Here is a 16628-nt window from a genome sequence, read left to right as displayed (position 1 = left end):
CGGCCTGTGCGGGACCGTCGGCGGCATGGATGCCGCCGAGGAGCCTACAGGGACGTATTCACGGCGTGTCCCGCACAGGCCGGGCCACTGGCTTCCCCCACGGAAGCTTCCGCGCTCGGAGACGGATTCACAGCGGCTTCTTCCGCGGAATTTCCGCGCTTGAAGGTATGTTTTCACGGCGTGTCCCGCACAGGCCGGGCCGCCGGCTTCCCCCCACAAGGGTCCGCACTTGAAATATGTGTTCGCGGCGTGTCTCGCATAGGCCGAGCTACTGCTTTCCTCTGCAGAGGTTTCGGCATTGGGAATGTATTCGCTGCGTATCCAGGATTTACCCCGCGGCGATTTCAGCGTGTGGACGAGTGATTTCGCGCTGCGCCGACGCGCGGCTTCGTTTCATGCAACGCAATCTTGACCGGTGGGCAACATGCGCGGCGGCACACTTGCGCTCCGGCGAATGCGTGATGCGCACCGCCGGATTCCTTCCCCCTGATGAGGATTCACTCCATGAACAAGGACATCATTGCCGGCAAGTGGACGCAGATCAAAGGCCAGGCGCAGAAGAAGTGGGGCAAGCTCTCCGACGACGTGTTCGACGTCCAGCAGGGCGACAGCAAGTATCTGGCGGGCAAGCTGCAGGAGCAGTACGGCTGGGACCGCGACCGCGCCGAGAACGAGGTCCGCGACTTCGAACGGACGCTGCATTCCTGACGCGCTTGTCACCAGCGACAGCGACCGATCCATCCCCGCGCAGGGCCGGCAAGCGCCGGCCCTGCGCATGTGTGCCTCACCAGCGCGGCGGATCGGGTACGAAGTGCTGCGGGAACGCCTGCGGCGGCAGCGGCAGTTGCGCGGATGGCTGCGGCAGGACGCCCAGCGCGAGCAGGGTGGCGCGGTCGTCGTAGCGCAGTTGCGTGAGTTGCTGCGGCTGCACGCTGGCGCGGACGAAGCGGGTGCTGCCGACCGGCGCCCATTCGCGCGCACCGTGACCGGTGCCCAGGCGCTGCGCCGCCAGTTCGCGACCGGCTGTAGCGTTGTCCGCTGCAGCGGCCGGACTCGCGGCTTTCGCGGCGCCGCGTTCGGCGACCGCCGGCGGCGGTGCGGCGGGCGGAGGGAGCAGGGGCCGGCGCTCGTCGAACACGGCGATGCCGATCACCCCGACGTTGTCCGGCCGTCCGGTGCGCGCGGCGTAGGCGTCCGCCAGGTCGGTGAACACGAATTGCGCGACCTCCTGCAGCGACTTGCGCCAGCCGGGGATCTCGGCGCTTTCCCAGGGGCCCAGCACGTAACCGGCCTGCGCCGGGTCGGCGGTCTGGCCGCTGACGGCGTTGACGCCGTCCACCGACAGCACCACCAGCACGCGCCCGCCGCTGCGGTTGCGCAGGCGCACGGCGTAGCGGTGGCCGGGCGTGCCGGCGATCCAGGCCTGGCCGTGCGCGGCGTATTCGGGCAGGATCCGGCCGCTGTCGCGGTCGACGACCGACAGTTCCACCCGCGGCTGCGCGTCGGCGGGCGGGCAGGCGCCGGCCAGCAGCACGGCCGACAACAGCAGGGCGGGGAGCAGCGACAGCGTGCGGATCATGGCGGTGTCTCCGGTGGAAGGCCCGCGCTGGAACGCACCGGTGCCGGCAGTGGGGTTGGTCGCTCCGGTAAACTGCGGGTCGTGTTCCCGATCCGCACGCCCGCCGTGCCCGCAATGACCCCGACCCGCGTCCTCACCGGCATCACCACCTCGGGTACGCCGCACCTGGGCAACTACGTCGGCGCGATCCGCCCGGCGATCGCCGCCAGCCGCGCGCCCGGGGTCGAGAGCTTCTATTTCCTCGCCGACTACCACGCGTTGATCAAGGTCCAGCAGCCCGAGCGCGTGCAGCGCTCCACGCTGGAGATCGCCGCGGCGTGGCTGGCCTGCGGGCTGGATCCGGACACGGTGCATTTCTACCGCCAGTCCGACGTCCCCGAGACTACCGAGCTGACCTGGCTGCTGGCCTGCGTCGCCGGCAAGGGCATCCTCAACCGCGCCCACGCCTACAAGGCGGCGGGCGATCGCAACCGCGAGCTCGGCGAGGACGAGGATGCCGGCGTCACCGCCGGGTTGTTCATGTATCCGGTGCTGATGGCCGCCGACATCCTGCTGCTCAACGCGCACAAGGTACCGGTGGGCCGCGACCAGGTGCAGCACATCGAGATGGCGCGCGATTTCGCGCAGCGCTTCAACCACCTGTACGGCGAGCACTTCACCCTGCCCGAGGCGGCGATCGAGGAACAGGTGGCCACGCTGCCCGGCCTCGACGGCCGCAAGATGAGCAAGAGCTACGACAACGCCATCCCGCTGTTCGCCCCGCGCGGCGAACTGAAGAAGCTGATCGCCGGCATCGTCACCGACTCGCGCGCACCCGGCGAGGCCAAGGACACCGAAGGCTCGGCGCTGTTCCAGCTTTACCAGGCCTTCGCCGCGGCGGACGAAACCGCGGCGATGCGCCAGGCCTACGCCGACGGCATCGGCTGGGGCGAGGCCAAGCAGCGGCTGTTCGAGCGCATCGACGCCGAGGTCGCACCGCTGCGCGAAAAGTACGACGCGCTGATGGCGAAGCCGGCGGAGATCGAGGCGGTCCTGCGCGCCGGCGCCGCGCGCCTGCGCGCGCGATACGCCATCCCCGCGCTGGCCCGCCTGCGCGAGGCGGTGGGCCTGCGCGACCTGACCCACGTGCCCGTCGCCGCCGCGAAGGCCGCGGCGAAGAAGGACGCCGCGCTGCCGGCGTTCAAGCAGTACCGCGAGGCCGACGGCAAGTTCTGCTTCAAGCTGGTCGAGGGCGAGCGCGTGCTGCTGCAAAGCCGCGGCTTCGCGTCGCCGAAGGACGCCGGGCAGCGGGTCGCGGCGCTCAAGCGCGGCGGCTTCGCGGGTCCGGACGAGGACGTCGCGCTGGGCGAGGGTGTGGCCGGCGACGAGGTGGCCCGGGCGCTGGAGGCGCTGCGCGCAGCCGAAGACGCCAGGGCATGAATCTGTCGTCCATGCCGATCCTGGCGCTGGTCCTGTTCGCGCCCTGGTTCCTGATCCTGTCCTGGCTGTACTGGGCGTTCCCGCGCCAGCCGCGCGACGCGCGCCGGCGCGTGTTCGACATCCTCGTCCTCGCGGGGGCGCTGGCCGCCTTCATCGCCACGCTGCAGTGGAGCCATGGCTACGCCGACCGCCAGCACGGCGAGATGTGGCCGCAGATCCTGGCCACCTCCGCCGGCTACGGCGTGTTCCTGCTGGTGCTCACCGTCGCGGTGTTCGTCCGCCGCGCCCTGCTCCGTCGCTGAATCGCCCTCTCCCGCCTGCGGGGAGAAAGCATCCCGCAGGGGCGGACAGGGGCAAGCGCTCCCTACGGCCACTCGTTCGGCTGCGGTCCCTTCTCCGGGTGGTGCATCTTCACCACGCAGAAGCGCTGCCCGCTGGGGGCCTCCATCACCCACCAGCGCTTGACGAAGCCGATGCGTCGGGCGCCGAGCTGTTCGAGGCGGTCGGCCTCGGCGTCGATGTCGTCGGCCTCGATGTCCAGGTGCACGCGCGAGGCGTGGTCGACCTTCTGCACCTCGATGTGCAGGTCCGCCGGGGTGTCGCCGAACTGCTGATACTGACCGGGGACGTCGCCGGCGTCGGCATCGGCGATCGGCAAGCCGAGCGCCCGGCTCCAGAACGTGGCTGCCGGTTCGAGGTCGTCGACCCGGCAGTCGATGATGAAACCGGCCAGGCGGCTGCGATGGCTCATGGCATGCGCTCCGTTGCGGCGGACGGCACATGCTAGCGCCAACGCGACACGGCGGGCCCGGCCGCCGTCGTCGTGTCGGTGTCGGCCGGGCAGGAGCGCGCAGGCCGCGCCCGGGCGGGTGGAGCCTCGGGCGCGCCGCACGCTTGCCCGCGCGTCGGTTACTGGGGCAGCGCCAGGTCGTCCAGCAGCGCCTTGAGGAAGCGCGCGGCTTCGCCGCCGGTGGCGGCGCGGTGGTCGAAGGTCAGCGAGATCGGCATGCGCCGGTGCACTTCGATGCCGCCCATCACCGCGACCACGTCGTGGCTGAGCTTGCCGGCGCCGACGATCGCCACGCACGGCGGCACCACCACCGGCGTCGCGTAGCGGCCGGCGAACATGCCGAAGTTGGACAGCGAGATGGTGTAGCCGGCCAGTTCGCTGGCCGGGATCGTGCGCTCCTCGACCTGCTTGCGCAGGCGCCCGATCGCGCCGCGCACGGCGGCCGCGTCGAGCATGTCGGCGTTGCGCAGGGCGGGCACGAACAGGCCGTCGTCGGTATCCACGGCGATGCCGATATCCACGTGCGGATGCAGGGTGCGGGTCAGCTTGTCGCCGTCGAACCAGGCATTGAGCGCCGGCACCGCCTTGCAGGCGGCGACGATCGCGCGGATCAGGCGCGCGGTGATGTCCTGCTTGCCGATCCAGGCGTGCAGGTCGGCGTCGTCGCAGAGCATGGTCGGCACCACCTGCGCGTGGGCGTCGGCCATGACCCGGGCCATGTTGCGGCGCACGCCCTTGAGCTGCTCGGGCTGGCCGCTGGCGGCCACGCCCGGCGGCTGCGTGCGCATCGGCTTGCCGGCCTGCGAGAGCGTGCTGCGCTGCGCCGGCGCGGCCGGGCGTGCGGCCTCGAAGTGCGCACGCATCGCGGCCGGCGTCGGCGCCGCGCCGGGCCTGGCGCTGCCGTCCGCGGCGGCGCGCTTGACGTCGTCCATGGTCACCGTGCCGTCGGCGCCGCGGGCCCGCACGCGGGCGATGTCCACGCCGAGCTTGCGTGCCATCGCGCGCACCGCGGGCATCGCCTTGACCCCGCCGACCGCGACCGCGGTTTCGCTGCGCACCGCATCGGAGGACTGCATCGCGCCGACCACCGTGCCGGCGTCGCGGCCCGGCTCGGCGCGGGCGCCGTCGGCGTGGCCCTTGGCCGCCGCGGTGCCGGCCGCGGAAATCGCGCCGCCCTCGTCGGAGGCGACCACGCGGTCGTCCGGCGCCGGGTCCTGGCTGCCCACGCTTTGGTCCGGCGCGGGGGCGCCGCCATGGTGGTGGCCGGTGTCCTGGCCCTCGGCACGCTGCGGCAGCGACGGGTCGAGCTCGAACTCGGCCAGCATCGCGCCGGTGACGATCACGTCGCCGGCGCCGCCGGCGAGCTTGAGCACCTTGCCGGAGACCGGCGAGGGCACGTCGACGACCGCCTTGGCGGTTTCCATCGACACCAGGTTCTCGTCCAGGCGGATGGTGTCGCCGACCTTGACGTACCACTCGACGATGGTGGCGTCGGGCAGGCCTTCGCCGAGGTCGGGAAGCAGGAATTGTTTGGTGGTCATGGTTGTTCCCGTTTTGCTATGTGCCGCCATGCCCGCGGAAGCGGGGGCCGTGGACAGCCGGATGGCGGTCCATCCAGCGACTTCGATCTTGCGTGGACGCTCGACCGCGAGGGCGCCGGATCCCCGCGTCCGCGGGGATCCGAACGATCAGCCTGCGGCCACCGCGCGCCTGGCGGCGGCGACGATCCGCTCCACGCTCGGCAGGTATTTCATCTCCAGCCGGAACAGCGGGATGTGGGTGTCGTAGCCGGTGACGCGCTCCACCGGCGCCAGCAGGTCGTACATGCATTCCTCGGCCAGGCGCGCGGCGATCTCGGCACCGAAGCCCGCGGTCTTGGCCGCTTCGTGCACGATCACGCAGCGCCCGGTCTTGGCCACCGACTCGGCGATGGTGGGGAAATCCAGCGGCGTCAGCGTGGCCACGTCGATGACCTCGGCGCTGATGCCGTCCTTGGCCAGGGCCTCGGCGGCTTCCAGGGTTTCCTTCACCTGTGCGCCCCAGGTGACGAGGGTGATGTCGCTGCCGTCGCGCAGCACGTAGCACACGTCCAGCGGCAGCGCCTCGCCGTCGTCGGGCACCACTTCCTTGTACTGGCGGTAGATGCGCTTGGGCTCCATGTAGATGACCGGATCCGGGTCGCGGATCGCGGCCAGCAGCAGGCCGTAGGCGCGCGCCGGCGAGGACGGCATCACCACGCGCAGCCCGGGCACGTTGGTGAAGATCGACTCGTTGGCCTCGCTGTGGTGTTCCGGCGCGCGGATGCCGCCGCCCCAGGGCACGCGCAGCACCATCGGGCAGGTCAGGCGGCCGCGGGTGCGGTAGCGCATGCGCGCGGCGTGGCAGATGATGAAATCCACCATCGGATACATGAAGCCGTCGAACTGCGCCTCGGCCACCGGGCGCAGGCCCTGGCTGGCCATGCCGACGGTGAGGCCGGCGATGCTGGTCTCGTCCAGCGGGGTGTCGAGGATGCGCTCGGGGCCGAAGGTCGCCGACAGCCCCGCGGTGGCGCGGAACACGCCGCCGTTGACGCCGACGTCCTCGCCGAGCACCAGCACGCGCTCGTCGTGACGCAATTCGTAGGCCAGCGCCTGGGTAATCGCCTCGATCAGGGTGATGGCGGCCGGGGCCGCGGGCGCGGCGGATGCTTGCTCAGCCATTGCGCTTCTCCAGGGCAATGGCGGCCGCGCGCTGCGCCAGCAACTCGGGCGGCGGGTCGCCGTACAGGTAATCGAACATGGCCTCGACCGGCTGCACCTTGGTCTCCAGGTAGGCGTTGATCTCGATGTCCACCAGCCGCGCGCATTCCTCCAGCCAGGCTTTTTCCCGGGCTTCGTCCCACAGCCCGGCGGCGGTCAGCCAGGTGCGCAGGCGCAGCATCGGCTCGCGCGTCCAGGCGGCCTTGACCTCGTCCTCGCCGCGGTAGCGGCGGGCGTCGTCGGCGGTGGTGTGGTCGTGCAGGCGGTAGGTCAGGAATTCGATCACGCTGCCGCCCTGGCCGCTGCGCGCGCGGGTCATGGCGCGGCGCATGCCCTCCAGCACCGCGATCAGGTCGTTGCCGTCCACCTGCAGGCAGGCCAGGCCGCCGGCCAGGCCTTTCTGCGCCAGCGTCTGCGCGCCGGTCTGGGCCTTGCGCGGCACGCTGATGGCCCAGCCGTTGTTGACCACGCACAGCACCAGCGGCAGGGTGTAGGCGCCGGCGGAATTGAGCGCGGCGTAGAAGTCGGTCTTGGACGAACCGCCGTCGCCGCAGCTGGCCACCGCGACCCGCTCCTGCTTGCGCAGCTTGAACGACAGCGCCGCGCCGGCCGCCATCAGCATCTGGGTCGCGATCGGCACGCACCAGGGGTAATCGTTCTTCGGCCCGGCGAAGTCGTTGCCGCGCTCGTCGCCGCCCCAGTACATCAGCACCTCGCGCGGGCGCACGCCGCGCATGAACTGGGCGCCGTACTCGCGGTAGCTGGGGGCGAACACGTCCTGCGGCTGCATCGAGGCGCCGATGCCGACGTGGGTGGCCTCGTGCCCCAGGCAGGCGGCGTAGGTGCCGAGCTTGCCGGTGCGCTGCAGGCGGATGGCCTTGTCGTCGAAGGTGCGCACGTACAGCATCTGCTTGAACAGCGGCAGCACGGTGGCGGGGTCGCGGAAGGCTTGCGGCAGTTCGGCGACCGGCTTGCCGTCCGGGCCGAGGTACTGCAGGTATTCGATCTCGAAATGCGCGGCGACGGTCATGCGGTCGGGCCCGGTAGCGGCAGAACCGCCATGATAACGAATCGACCGGGGCCGGCGCCCGCAGGGGGGCGGCAAGCGCAGCCGACTTGACCCGGATCAGGCGCCGCCGCCCCGGCGACGTGCGAAACTGCGCGGATGAGCACCGACCAGAACCAGCGTCCGCTCGAGGCGGGCATCCAGACCGATTTCGCCGGCCACATGAACTACGGCAGCTACCTGCACCTGGACCAGCTGCTGTCCTGCCAGCATCCGCTGTCGCAGCCGCCGCACCACGACGAGATGCTGTTCATCATCCAGCATCACACCAGCGAGCTGTGGCTGAAACTGATGATCCACGAGCTCACCGCCGCGGTGGAGCACCTGCGCCACGATCGCGTCGGGCCGTTCCAGAAGGTCGCCGCGCGCTGCAAGCGGGTGCTGGAGCAGCTGACCAACCAGTGGACGGTGCTGGAGACGCTGACCCCGGCCGAGTACATGGAATTCCGCCACGTGTTCGGGCAGTCCAGCGGCTTCCAGTCGCTGCAGTACCGCACCGTCGAGTTCCTGCTGGGCAACAAGCATGCCTCGATGGTGAAGGTGTTCGCGCACGATGCTGCGGCGCACCAGGCGTTGACCGCGGTGCTGCAGGCGCCGAGCCTGTACGACGAGTTCCTGCGTTATCTGGCGCGCTGGGGCCATGCGGTGCCGCAGCGCCACCTGGAGCGCGACTGGACCCAGCCGCACGCGCTCGACCGCGAGCTGCTGCCGGTGTTCGAGCGCATCTACGAGCACACCGACCACTACTGGCGCGAGTACGCCCTGTGCGAGGACCTGGTGGATCTGGAGACCCAGTTCCAGCTCTGGCGCTTCCGCCACATGCGCACGGTGCTGCGGATCATCGGCTTCAAGCGCGGCTCCGGCGGCAGCTCCGGGGTGGATTTCCTCAAGCGCGCGCTGGACCTGACCTTCTTCCCGGAACTGTTCGACGTACGCACCGAGATCGACCCCGCGCGCGCCCTGGCGACCGCGTCCGGCGACTGATGCTGCAAAGCAGCATGCGCCCGCGGGTTTGACGCCGGTCGCATCCGTCGGACATTCTCGCCCCGGCCCGCGCATGCCGCGCCGGGCTTCCAGCCGCACGATCGATCAGGGGAGAGCGCATGAGCGCAGCCGCAAGCACACCGACGCCGGCCGCACCGGTTCCGGAATTCAAGCAGGTCATGGGGCATCCGCGTCCGCTGTGGATGCTGTTCATGACCGAGTTCTGGGAGCGCTTCGCCTTCTACGGCATCCGCTGGGCGCTGGTGCTGTACATCGTGGCCCAGTTCTACGACGGTTCCGGGACCGGCGAGGCGCCGGCCAACCGCGTCTACGGCGCCTACCTGGCGCTGGTGTACGCGGCCGCGATCTTCGGCGGCTACATCGCCGACAAGGTCCTGGGCTACCAGCGCTCGATCCTGCTCGGCGCGGTGATCATGGCCACCGGCCTGTTCCTGATCGCGTATCCGGACGAGACCGTGTTCAAGTTCGGCCTCGCCACCGTGATCGCGGGCAACGGCCTGTTCAAGCCCAACATCTCGACCATGGTCGGCAAGCTGTATGCGACCGGCGACGAGCGCCGCGATTCCGGCTTCACCCTGTTCTACATGGGCATCAACGCCGGCGCGTTCCTGGCGCCGATCCTCACCGGCTGGCTCGCCAGCAAGGTGTTCGGCAGCGACGAGATGCCGGCCTACAAGATCGTGTTCATCGCCTCGGGCATCGGCATGCTGATCAGCCTGGTGTGGTTCTGGTTCGGTCGCCGCCAGCTGCAGGGCATCGGCCGCCCGATCGCGGGCGAGGAGCAGAAGAGCCGGGTGCTGTGGGTGTTGCTGGGCGCCGTCGCGGCGATCCCGCTGATCTACTTCCTGCTCGCGATCGACGCCGCCAACCTGCAATGGGTGCTGAGCGCGCTGTTCGTCGGCCTGTGCGCGATGATCATGGTCGAGGGATTCCGCGACGGCCCGGTGGCGCGCGACAAGGCGCTGGCGATGCTGATCATCTTCGCGTTCAACGTGATGTTCTGGATGTTCTTCGAACAGGCCGGCAGCTCGTTCAACTTCCTCGCCGACAAGATCGTCGACCGCGACCTCGGCGGCTGGACGTTCCCGGTGGCGTGGTTCCAGTCGGTCAACTCGGTCGCGATCCTGACCCTGGCGCCGCTGATCGCCTGGATCTGGATCAAGCTCGGCCGCCACAACCCGTCGATTCCGCGCAAGTTCGGCCTGGGCCTGATCTTCAACGGTCTCGCCTTCCTGCTGCTGATGTTCGCGCTGTCCAGCCTGCTCAGCGCCAGCGGCATGATCCCGCTGTGGACGCTGGTCGCGGTGTACGTGATCCAGTCGATCGGCGAGCTGTGCCTGTCGCCGATCGGCCTGTCGATGACCACCAAGCTCGCCCCGGTGCGCCTGGTCGGCCTGGGCATGGGCGGCTGGTTCCTGTCCACCGGCATCGGCAACAACCTGTCGGGCATCTTCGCCAGCCACGTCAGCGGCGACACCGGCATGACCGTGGCCTCGGCGCACTCCGGCTACACCTTCGGCTTCTGGGCGCTGCTCGGCTGCGGCGTGCTGCTGTTCCTGATCGCGCCGCTGATCCAGCGCCTGATGCACGGGGTGAAGTAGGCGCCACGCTCCCGCGCCGGCCGGGCGCCGGCGCGGCCCGCGCGTGCGCACGCCGACGGCAGCTGCGGCTGCCGTCGGCGTCTTCAGGGCGCCTCGAGCGCCGCGCCGAGCTTGTCCAGCAACGCCAGCAGCTGCCTGCGTTCCCCCGCATCCAGCCGCGCCAGCAGCCGGTGCTCGATCCCCAGGGCCAGCGGCGCGACCTGCGCGTGCAGGCGCAGGCCCTCGCGGCTGAGGCCCAGCACCGAGCGGCGCCGGTCCTCGCCGTGGACCGTGCGGGTCAGCAGGCCCTTGTCCAGCAGCGAGGCCACCGCGCGGCTGACGGCGACCTTGTCCATCGCCGTGCGCTCGGCCACGCCGGTGGCCGACAGGCCCGGGAAGCGGCCCAGCACCGCGATCACCCGCCATTCGGTCACCGCCAGGCCGAAGCGCCCGACGTAGGTATCGGCGATGCGCTGGCTGACCTGGTTGGCCAGCACGCTGAGGCGGTAGGGCAGGAAGCGCTCCAGTTCCAGGGTGTCGCCGGCGGCGGCGGAGTGGACGGGCTGCGGGCTGGACATTGCTGCGCTGTGCCTTGCAAATGGTTTCATCTGAAACTATAACGGCGACCCTGGCCGCGCAAGCGGCAGCGCAACACCCCCGTTCCCGATCCGCAGGAGTTTCCATGAGCGTGCAGCGCGCCGTCACCGGCCCCGATCCCGGCATGACCGTGACCACTTTCGAGAACCCGATGGGGATCAACGGTTTCGAGTTCGTCGAGTTCGCCGCGCCGGCGGGCCAGGGCGCGGCCATGCGCGACTACCTGGAAAAGCTCGGCTTCACCGCCATCGCCCGGCACAAGGACCGCGCCATCACCCTGTTCCGCCAGGGCGCGATCAGCTTCCTGCTCAACGAGGATCCGGATTCGTTCGCGTCCGACTTCGCCGCCGAGCACGGCCCCTCGGCCTGCGGCTTCGCGATCCGCTTCCGGCAGCCCACCGCCCGGGTGCTGGAACACGTGCTGGCCAACGGCGGCGCACGCGCCGACCACAAGCCGCAGACCGGCGCGGTCGCCACCCCGGTGATCAAGGGCATCGGCGAGTGCATGCTGTACCTGGTCGACGACGCCCGCGAGGACCTGTACGCCGACTACCTGCCGCTGCCCGGCGCCGACCCGGCGCCGAAGGGCTTCGGCCTGACCTTCATCGACCACCTCACCCACAACCTCTACGTGGGCAACATGGCCAAGTGGTCGGACTACTACGAGAAGCTGTTCAACTTCCGCGAAATCCGCTACTTCGACATCAAGGGCGCCAAGACCGGCCTGCTGTCCAAGGCGATGACCGCGCCCGACGGCATCGTCCGCATCCCGCTGAACGAGTCCAGCGACGAGAAGAGCCAGATCAACGAGTACCTGCGCGCCTACCACGGCGAGGGCATCCAGCACATCGCGCTGTTCACCGACGACATCTACGCCACGGTGGAGCGGATGCGCGCGGCCGGCATCGCGTTCCTGGACACGCCCGACACCTATTTCGACGTGATCGACCAGCGCATCCCGGACCACGGCGAGGACGTGCCGCGGCTGCGCCGCAACGCGATCCTGATCGACGCCGACCCGGAGACCAAGCGGCGCAAGCTGCTGCAGATCTTCACCCAGAACGCGTTCGGCCCGATCTTCTTCGAGATCATCCAGCGCAAGGGCAACGAGGGTTTCGGCGAGGGCAATTTCCAGGCCCTGTTCGAATCCATCGAGCGCGACCAGATCAAGCGCGGCGTGCTCTAGGGCGAGCGTCCCGCCGTTCGCCGCCACGCGCGGCCACCAGCCATCGCGGGCCGCGGCCCGCTCCACGGGACAGACATGGAATCCAACGGTTACCAGTCGGGGTTCGGCAACGAGTTCGCCACCGAGGCGCTGGCCGGCACGCTGCCGGTCGGGCGCAACTCGCCGCAGCGGGTCGCGCACGGGCTGTATGCGGAGCAACTCTCGGGCACGGCGTTCACCGCGCCGCGTGCGGCCAACCGGCGCAGCTGGCTGTACCGGATCCGCCCGGCGGCGGTGCACGGCGCGTTCGCGCCCTACGCCGGGGCGCGCGGTTTCCACAACGCGTTCGGCGAGGATCCGGTGACGCCGGAACAGCTGCGCTGGGATCCGCTGCCGCTGCCCGACGCCGCGGCACCGGCGGATTTCGTCGACGGCCTGTTCACCATGGCCGGCAACGGCGGCCCGGCGTCCGGCACCGGCGTGGGCATCCACCTGTACGCCGCCAACCGCGACATGCGCGAGCGCTGGTTCTACGACGCCGACGCCGAGCTGCTGATCGTGCCGCAGCTCGGCCGCCTGCACATCGAGACCGAGCTGGGCGTGCTGGACGTGGCGCCGCAGGAGATCGCGGTGATTCCGCGCGGCGTGCGCTTCGCCGTCGCGCTGCCCGACGGCCAGGCCCGCGGCTACGTGTGCGAGAACTTCGGCGCGCTGCTGCGGCTGCCGGACCTGGGCCCGATCGGCAGCAACGGCCTGGCCAACGCGCGCGACTTCCTCATTCCGCACGCGGCCTACGAGGACCGCGAAGGCGAGTTCGAGCTGATCGCCAAGTTCCAGGGCCACCTGTGGCGCGCGCCGATCGGCCACTGCCCGCTGGACGTGGTCGGCTGGCACGGCAATTACGCGCCGTACAAGTACGACCTGCGCCGGTTCAACGCCATCGGCTCGATCAGCTACGACCATCCCGATCCGTCGATCTTCCTGGTGCTGCATTCGCCCAGCGACACGCCCGGCACCAGCAATCTGGACTTCGCGATCTTCCCGCCGCGGATCCTGGCGATGCAGGACACGTTCCGGCCGCCGTGGTTCCACCGCAACGTCGCCAGCGAGTTCATGGGCCTGGTGCACGGCGCCTACGACGCCAAGGCGGAAGGGTTCGCGCCCGGCGGCGCGTCGCTGCACAACTGCATGACCGGGCACGGTCCGGACGCGGCCACCTTCGACAAGGCCAGTCATGCGGATCTGTCGCGGCCGGACGTTATCGCCGATACCATGGCGGTGATGTTCGAGACCCGCGCGGTGATCCGGCCGACCCGGCAGGCGCTGGAGGCGGCACACCGGCAGCGCGATTACCAGGCCTGCTGGGCCGGGTTGCGCAAGCACTTCGCGCACTGACGCGGCGTTCGCGCGTCGCGGTGCCGGCGCCGCCGGCATTCGCGTTGGCGCCGTATCCGGTGCGCAGGGGCGACCTGCGCATCGGCAGGCGCGAAGGCGCAAACCTGCCGGCGGCGTTGGTGGCCTGCTGCTGCCCGCGCGGGCAGTGCCCGCGCCCGGCGCGCGGCCCGCGCGCGACCGTCATTGCGCCGCGCGTCGGCTGCGCGTCGCCCGCGGCGGTCCGGCGGCGGTTGCTAGACTGTGCGCATGGATCCCACGCCCGCCGTCGCGCGCATGGCCCGCCTGCCCGAACGCGCGTTGCAGGCGCTGGCCGACTTCCTGCGCCTGGAAGCGGCCGCCGGCATCGTCCTGATCGCCGCCGCGGCACTGGCGCTGCTGTGCGCCAACTCGCCGCTGCAGCAGCTCTACGACGGCTTCCGCGGATTGCCGGTGGCGGTGGTGTTCGGCGAGCTGCGGATCGCCAAGCCACTGCTGCTGTGGATCAACGACGGCCTGATGGCGGTGTTCTTCCTGCTGGTGTCGCTGGAGATCAAGCGCGAGTCGCTGACCGGGCAGCTGGCCGGACGCGAGCAGCTGCTGCTGCCACTGGCCTGCGCCTGCGCCGGAGTGGCGGTGCCGGCGCTGCTGTTCACCGCGCTCAACCACGGCGACGCCGCGGCGATGCGCGGCTGGGCGGTGCCGACCGCGACCGACATCGCCTTCGCGCTCGGCGTGCTGGCGCTGCTGGGTTCGCGCGTACCGTCGGGAATGAAGCTGCTGCTGTCGACGATCGCGGTGGTCGACGACCTGATCGCGATCCTGATCATCGCCCTGTTCTATTCGCACGGGCTGTCGCTGGCGGCGCTGGTCTGGGCCGGTGCCGCGCTGGCGCTGATGCTGCTGCTCAACCGTCGCGGCACGACCGCGCTGACGCCGTACCTGCTGCTGGGCGCGGTGCTGTGGGTCGCCATGCTCAAGTCCGGCGTGCACGCGACCCTGGCCGGGGTCGCCACCGGGCTGATGATCCCGCACGTGAATCGCCGCAACACGATCCCCGACGCGGTCGAGCACTCGCCGCTGGAATACCTGGAGCACGCGCTGCATCCCTGGGTGGCGTACGCGATCCTGCCGTTGTTCGCCTTCGCCAACGCCGGGCTGGTGCTCGGCGGCCTGCGGCTGCAGGACGCGTTCGCGGCGCTGCCGCTGGGGATCGTGCTGGCGCTGGTGCTGGGCAAGCCGGTCGGCATCGTCGGCGCGGCGCTGGCGCTGCGTGCGCTGCGCTGGGCGCGGTTCCCGGCCGGGATGGATGGACGCGCGATGCTCGGCCTGGGGCTGTTGTGCGGCATCGGTTTCACCATGAGCCTGTTCATCGCCTCGCTGGCCTACAGCGACCTGCGCTACGAGGAAGCCGTGCTCGGCGTGCTCGCCGCCTCGGTGATCGCGGCGCTGCTGGGGCTGACGTGGCTGCGCGCGGTGCTGCCGAAACAGCCGCAGGGCGAACGCTGATGCCGCAGGCGCTGGTGTTCGGCGGCAGCGGCCAGATCGGCACGCCGCTGCTCGCGCGCCTGCGCGACGCCGGCTGGCGCGTGGTCGCGGTCTCGCGCACGCGACAGGCGGACGCGCCCGGCGTGCGGTGGCTGCGCGGCGACCTGGCGCAGTGCGAGGGCCTGCCGCGGTCGGTCGATGCGATCTTCAGTTGCGGGCCACTGGACCAATTCGCGCGCTGGTACGCGGCGTCAACGGTGGACGCGCCGCGGGTACTGGCGTTCGGCTCGACCAGCGTCGCGGTCAAGCGCGACTCCGCGGACCCGCACGAACGCGACTTGGCGCGACGCCTGCACGCAGGCGAGCAGGGCGTGTTCGCCGCCGCCGCCGCGCGCGGCGCGCAGGCGACGCTGTTGCGGCCGACCCTGGTCTACGGCGCTGGACGCGACCGGACGCTGACGCGGATCGCGGAGCTGGCACGACGCTGGGGCCGGTTCGCGCTGCCGCGCGATGCCCGTGGCCTGCGCCAGCCGGTGCACGTCGACGATCTCGCTGACGCCGCGCTGGCGGCGCTGGATGCGTCGGCCGCGCAGGCCCGCGCCTTTGCCCTGCCCGGCGGCGAAACGCTGCCGTACCGCGAGATGGTCGCGCGCACGCTGGCCACGTTGCGACCGCCGCCGCGCCTGTACGACGTGCCGGCGCCGCTGTTCGCCGCGGCGCTGCTGGGCGCGCGCGCGCTGAGCCGCGGGGGCGGCTTCGGCCATGCCGCGCTGGCGCGGATGCGCGAGGACCTGGTGTTCGATGCGACGCCCGCGCACGCCGCCTTCGGCTATGCGCCGCGCCCGTTCCGGCCGGGCGCGGGCACGTTCGACCCGCCGCGCCGCGAGCCTCCCGGGGAGGCCGGGCCCTAGATCTCCTCGGGCGGCGGCATCGGCCGCGCCTTCGCCAGCGCGCGCATCGCGATCGACAGCACGCCGCCCAGCACCATCGCGCCGCCGAGCCACAATTGCGTGCCCGGGCGGTCGCCGTAGATCCACACGCCCAGCAGCACCGCCAGCACCGGCGCCAGCAGCAGCCACGGCGTCACCTGTGCCACCGGATGCCGCTGCACCAGCACGTAGTACAGACCATGGCCCAGCAGCGAGGAGCCGAGCGCCGAATAGGCCGCGCCGCCCCAGCCGATCCAGGTCGCATGGCGCAAGCCGGAGAACCCGCCCGGCTCCAGCCACGCGCTCAACGCCAGCAGCGGCAGCACGCCGATGATCGCGGTCCAGCCCTGCTGGCTGAACATGTCCAGGCCGTTGAGGCGGCGCATCAGCACCGTGCCTACGGCGAGGAACACCGCCGACACCAGCATCAGCAGCAGCGACGCCGGCGCCTGCAGCACCATCGGATCGAAGCCCAGCACCAGCACCCCGGCGAAGCTCACGGCGATCGCCGCGCCGGTGCGCCAGCCGAAGCGTTCGCCCAGCCACCACCACGCCAGCAGCGCCGCCATCGGCACGTAGCTCTGCATCACGATCGCCGGCGACGACAGGTTGCCGGCCAGCTGCAGCGACCAGAAGCTCAGCCCGAAGTGCAGCACGCCGTTGCACAGCGCCACCGCGATCAGCAGCGGCCATTGCCCGCGTTGCGGCGGCTTGACGAAGGCGGCGAGCAGCAGCGCCAGGATCACCAGCCGCAGCGCGGTGAACAGGAACGGCGGGATTTCCCGCAGCGCCCACGCCGAGGTGAGGAAGTTCAGCGCCCAGGCGACGCAGATCACCAGCACCAGCACGAGGTCGCGGCCGTGCAGTCCGCCGCGCGATGCGCTCATCGCGACGCGCG

General features: G+C 70.9%; 16 protein-coding genes. 9 read left to right on the top strand and 7 right to left on the bottom strand.

What is annotated here, in order from left to right; translation table 11 throughout:
- Positions 1 to 504: 504 nt before the first annotated feature.
- On the top strand, positions 505 to 708 hold the full coding sequence (locus D0Y53_RS07875; RefSeq protein WP_117202663.1) for a CsbD family protein: 204 nt from the start codon (positions 505 to 507) through the stop codon (positions 706 to 708).
- Positions 709 to 784: 76 nt separating this feature from the next.
- Here the strand turns inward: D0Y53_RS07875 and D0Y53_RS07870 are convergent, their stop codons facing one another.
- Complete coding sequence (locus D0Y53_RS07870) at positions 785 to 1579, bottom strand: hypothetical protein (RefSeq protein WP_117202662.1); 795 nt, start codon at positions 1577 to 1579, stop codon at positions 785 to 787.
- Between the two features lie 114 nt (positions 1580 to 1693).
- Between D0Y53_RS07870 and D0Y53_RS07865 the strand changes: the two genes are divergently transcribed.
- Positions 1694 to 2998: a tryptophan--tRNA ligase gene (locus D0Y53_RS07865; protein ID WP_117202661.1), complete on the top strand. Its 1305-nt coding sequence runs from the start codon at positions 1694 to 1696 to the stop codon at positions 2996 to 2998.
- The gene (locus D0Y53_RS07860; RefSeq protein WP_233511708.1) at positions 2995 to 3300 is read left to right on the top strand and encodes a hypothetical protein; all 306 of its coding nucleotides are present in this window, start codon (positions 2995 to 2997) and stop codon (positions 3298 to 3300) included. Before D0Y53_RS07865 ends, D0Y53_RS07860 begins: the two co-directional genes overlap by 4 nt.
- A 62-nt stretch (positions 3301 to 3362) precedes the next feature.
- Here the strand turns inward: D0Y53_RS07860 and D0Y53_RS07855 are convergent, their stop codons facing one another.
- The 4 genes from D0Y53_RS07855 to pdhA form a co-directional block, all read right to left on the bottom strand.
- Positions 3363 to 3749 carry a VOC family protein gene (locus D0Y53_RS07855; RefSeq protein WP_117202659.1) on the bottom strand — a complete coding sequence of 129 codons (387 nt, stop codon included), beginning with the start codon at positions 3747 to 3749 and terminating at the stop codon, positions 3363 to 3365.
- Positions 3750 to 3907: 158 nt separating this feature from the next.
- Positions 3908 to 5329 (bottom strand): dihydrolipoamide acetyltransferase family protein, encoded by a 1422-nt coding sequence (locus D0Y53_RS07850; RefSeq protein ID WP_117202658.1) that lies wholly within the window; start codon positions 5327 to 5329, stop codon positions 3908 to 3910.
- Positions 5330 to 5476: 147 nt separating this feature from the next.
- Positions 5477 to 6490 (bottom strand): alpha-ketoacid dehydrogenase subunit beta, encoded by a 1014-nt coding sequence (locus D0Y53_RS07845; RefSeq protein ID WP_117202657.1) that lies wholly within the window; start codon positions 6488 to 6490, stop codon positions 5477 to 5479.
- Positions 6483 to 7559: a pyruvate dehydrogenase (acetyl-transferring) E1 component subunit alpha gene (gene pdhA / locus D0Y53_RS07840; RefSeq protein ID WP_117202656.1), complete on the bottom strand. Its 1077-nt coding sequence runs from the start codon at positions 7557 to 7559 to the stop codon at positions 6483 to 6485. The genes D0Y53_RS07845 and pdhA overlap by 8 nt, the downstream gene beginning before the upstream one ends.
- A 135-nt stretch (positions 7560 to 7694) precedes the next feature.
- Here pdhA and D0Y53_RS07835 point away from each other — a divergent pair, with 135 nt between their 5' ends.
- Both D0Y53_RS07835 and D0Y53_RS07830 read left to right on the top strand, forming a co-directional pair.
- A complete protein-coding gene (locus tag D0Y53_RS07835) occupies positions 7695 to 8579 on the top strand; it encodes a tryptophan 2,3-dioxygenase (RefSeq protein WP_117202655.1) in 885 nt (294 codons plus the stop codon).
- Positions 8580 to 8698: 119 nt separating this feature from the next.
- A complete protein-coding gene (locus tag D0Y53_RS07830; RefSeq protein WP_117202654.1) occupies positions 8699 to 10201 on the top strand; it encodes a peptide MFS transporter in 1503 nt (500 codons plus the stop codon).
- A gap of 83 nt (positions 10202 to 10284) precedes the next feature.
- Here D0Y53_RS07830 and D0Y53_RS07825 read toward each other — a convergent pair whose 3' ends face one another.
- Positions 10285 to 10758, bottom strand: a complete 474-nt coding sequence (locus D0Y53_RS07825) for a MarR family winged helix-turn-helix transcriptional regulator (protein WP_117202653.1) — start codon at positions 10756 to 10758, stop codon at positions 10285 to 10287.
- Between the two features lie 104 nt (positions 10759 to 10862).
- Between D0Y53_RS07825 and hppD the strand changes: the two genes are divergently transcribed.
- From hppD to D0Y53_RS07805, 4 genes are all read left to right on the top strand, one after another.
- Positions 10863 to 11963, top strand: a complete 1101-nt coding sequence (gene hppD, locus D0Y53_RS07820) for a 4-hydroxyphenylpyruvate dioxygenase (RefSeq protein ID WP_325048067.1) — start codon at positions 10863 to 10865, stop codon at positions 11961 to 11963.
- Between the two features lie 75 nt (positions 11964 to 12038).
- Positions 12039 to 13337 (top strand): homogentisate 1,2-dioxygenase, encoded by a 1299-nt coding sequence (hmgA, locus tag D0Y53_RS07815; RefSeq protein ID WP_117202652.1) that lies wholly within the window; start codon positions 12039 to 12041, stop codon positions 13335 to 13337.
- A gap of 246 nt (positions 13338 to 13583) precedes the next feature.
- Positions 13584 to 14822: a Na+/H+ antiporter NhaA gene (nhaA, locus tag D0Y53_RS07810; RefSeq protein ID WP_233511707.1), complete on the top strand. Its 1239-nt coding sequence runs from the start codon at positions 13584 to 13586 to the stop codon at positions 14820 to 14822.
- A complete protein-coding gene (locus D0Y53_RS07805) occupies positions 14822 to 15712 on the top strand; it encodes an NAD-dependent epimerase/dehydratase family protein (RefSeq protein WP_117202650.1) in 891 nt (296 codons plus the stop codon). The genes nhaA and D0Y53_RS07805 overlap by 1 nt, the downstream gene beginning before the upstream one ends.
- Here D0Y53_RS07805 and D0Y53_RS07800 read toward each other — a convergent pair.
- Entirely contained in the window at positions 15709 to 16617 is a 909-nt protein-coding gene (locus D0Y53_RS07800; protein ID WP_117202649.1) for a DMT family transporter, read from the bottom strand. The two genes, D0Y53_RS07805 and D0Y53_RS07800, sit on opposite strands and share 4 nt — an antisense overlap.
- Positions 16618 to 16628: the final 11 nt, after the last annotated feature.

Origin of the sequence: Cognatiluteimonas weifangensis (assembly GCF_003416885.1) — a bacterium.
GTDB classification, from domain to species: domain Bacteria; phylum Pseudomonadota; class Gammaproteobacteria; order Xanthomonadales; family Xanthomonadaceae; genus Cognatiluteimonas; species Cognatiluteimonas weifangensis.
The sequence above is the reverse complement of the archived record's forward strand: the minus strand, read 5'-3'. Positions and strand labels throughout refer to the sequence as shown.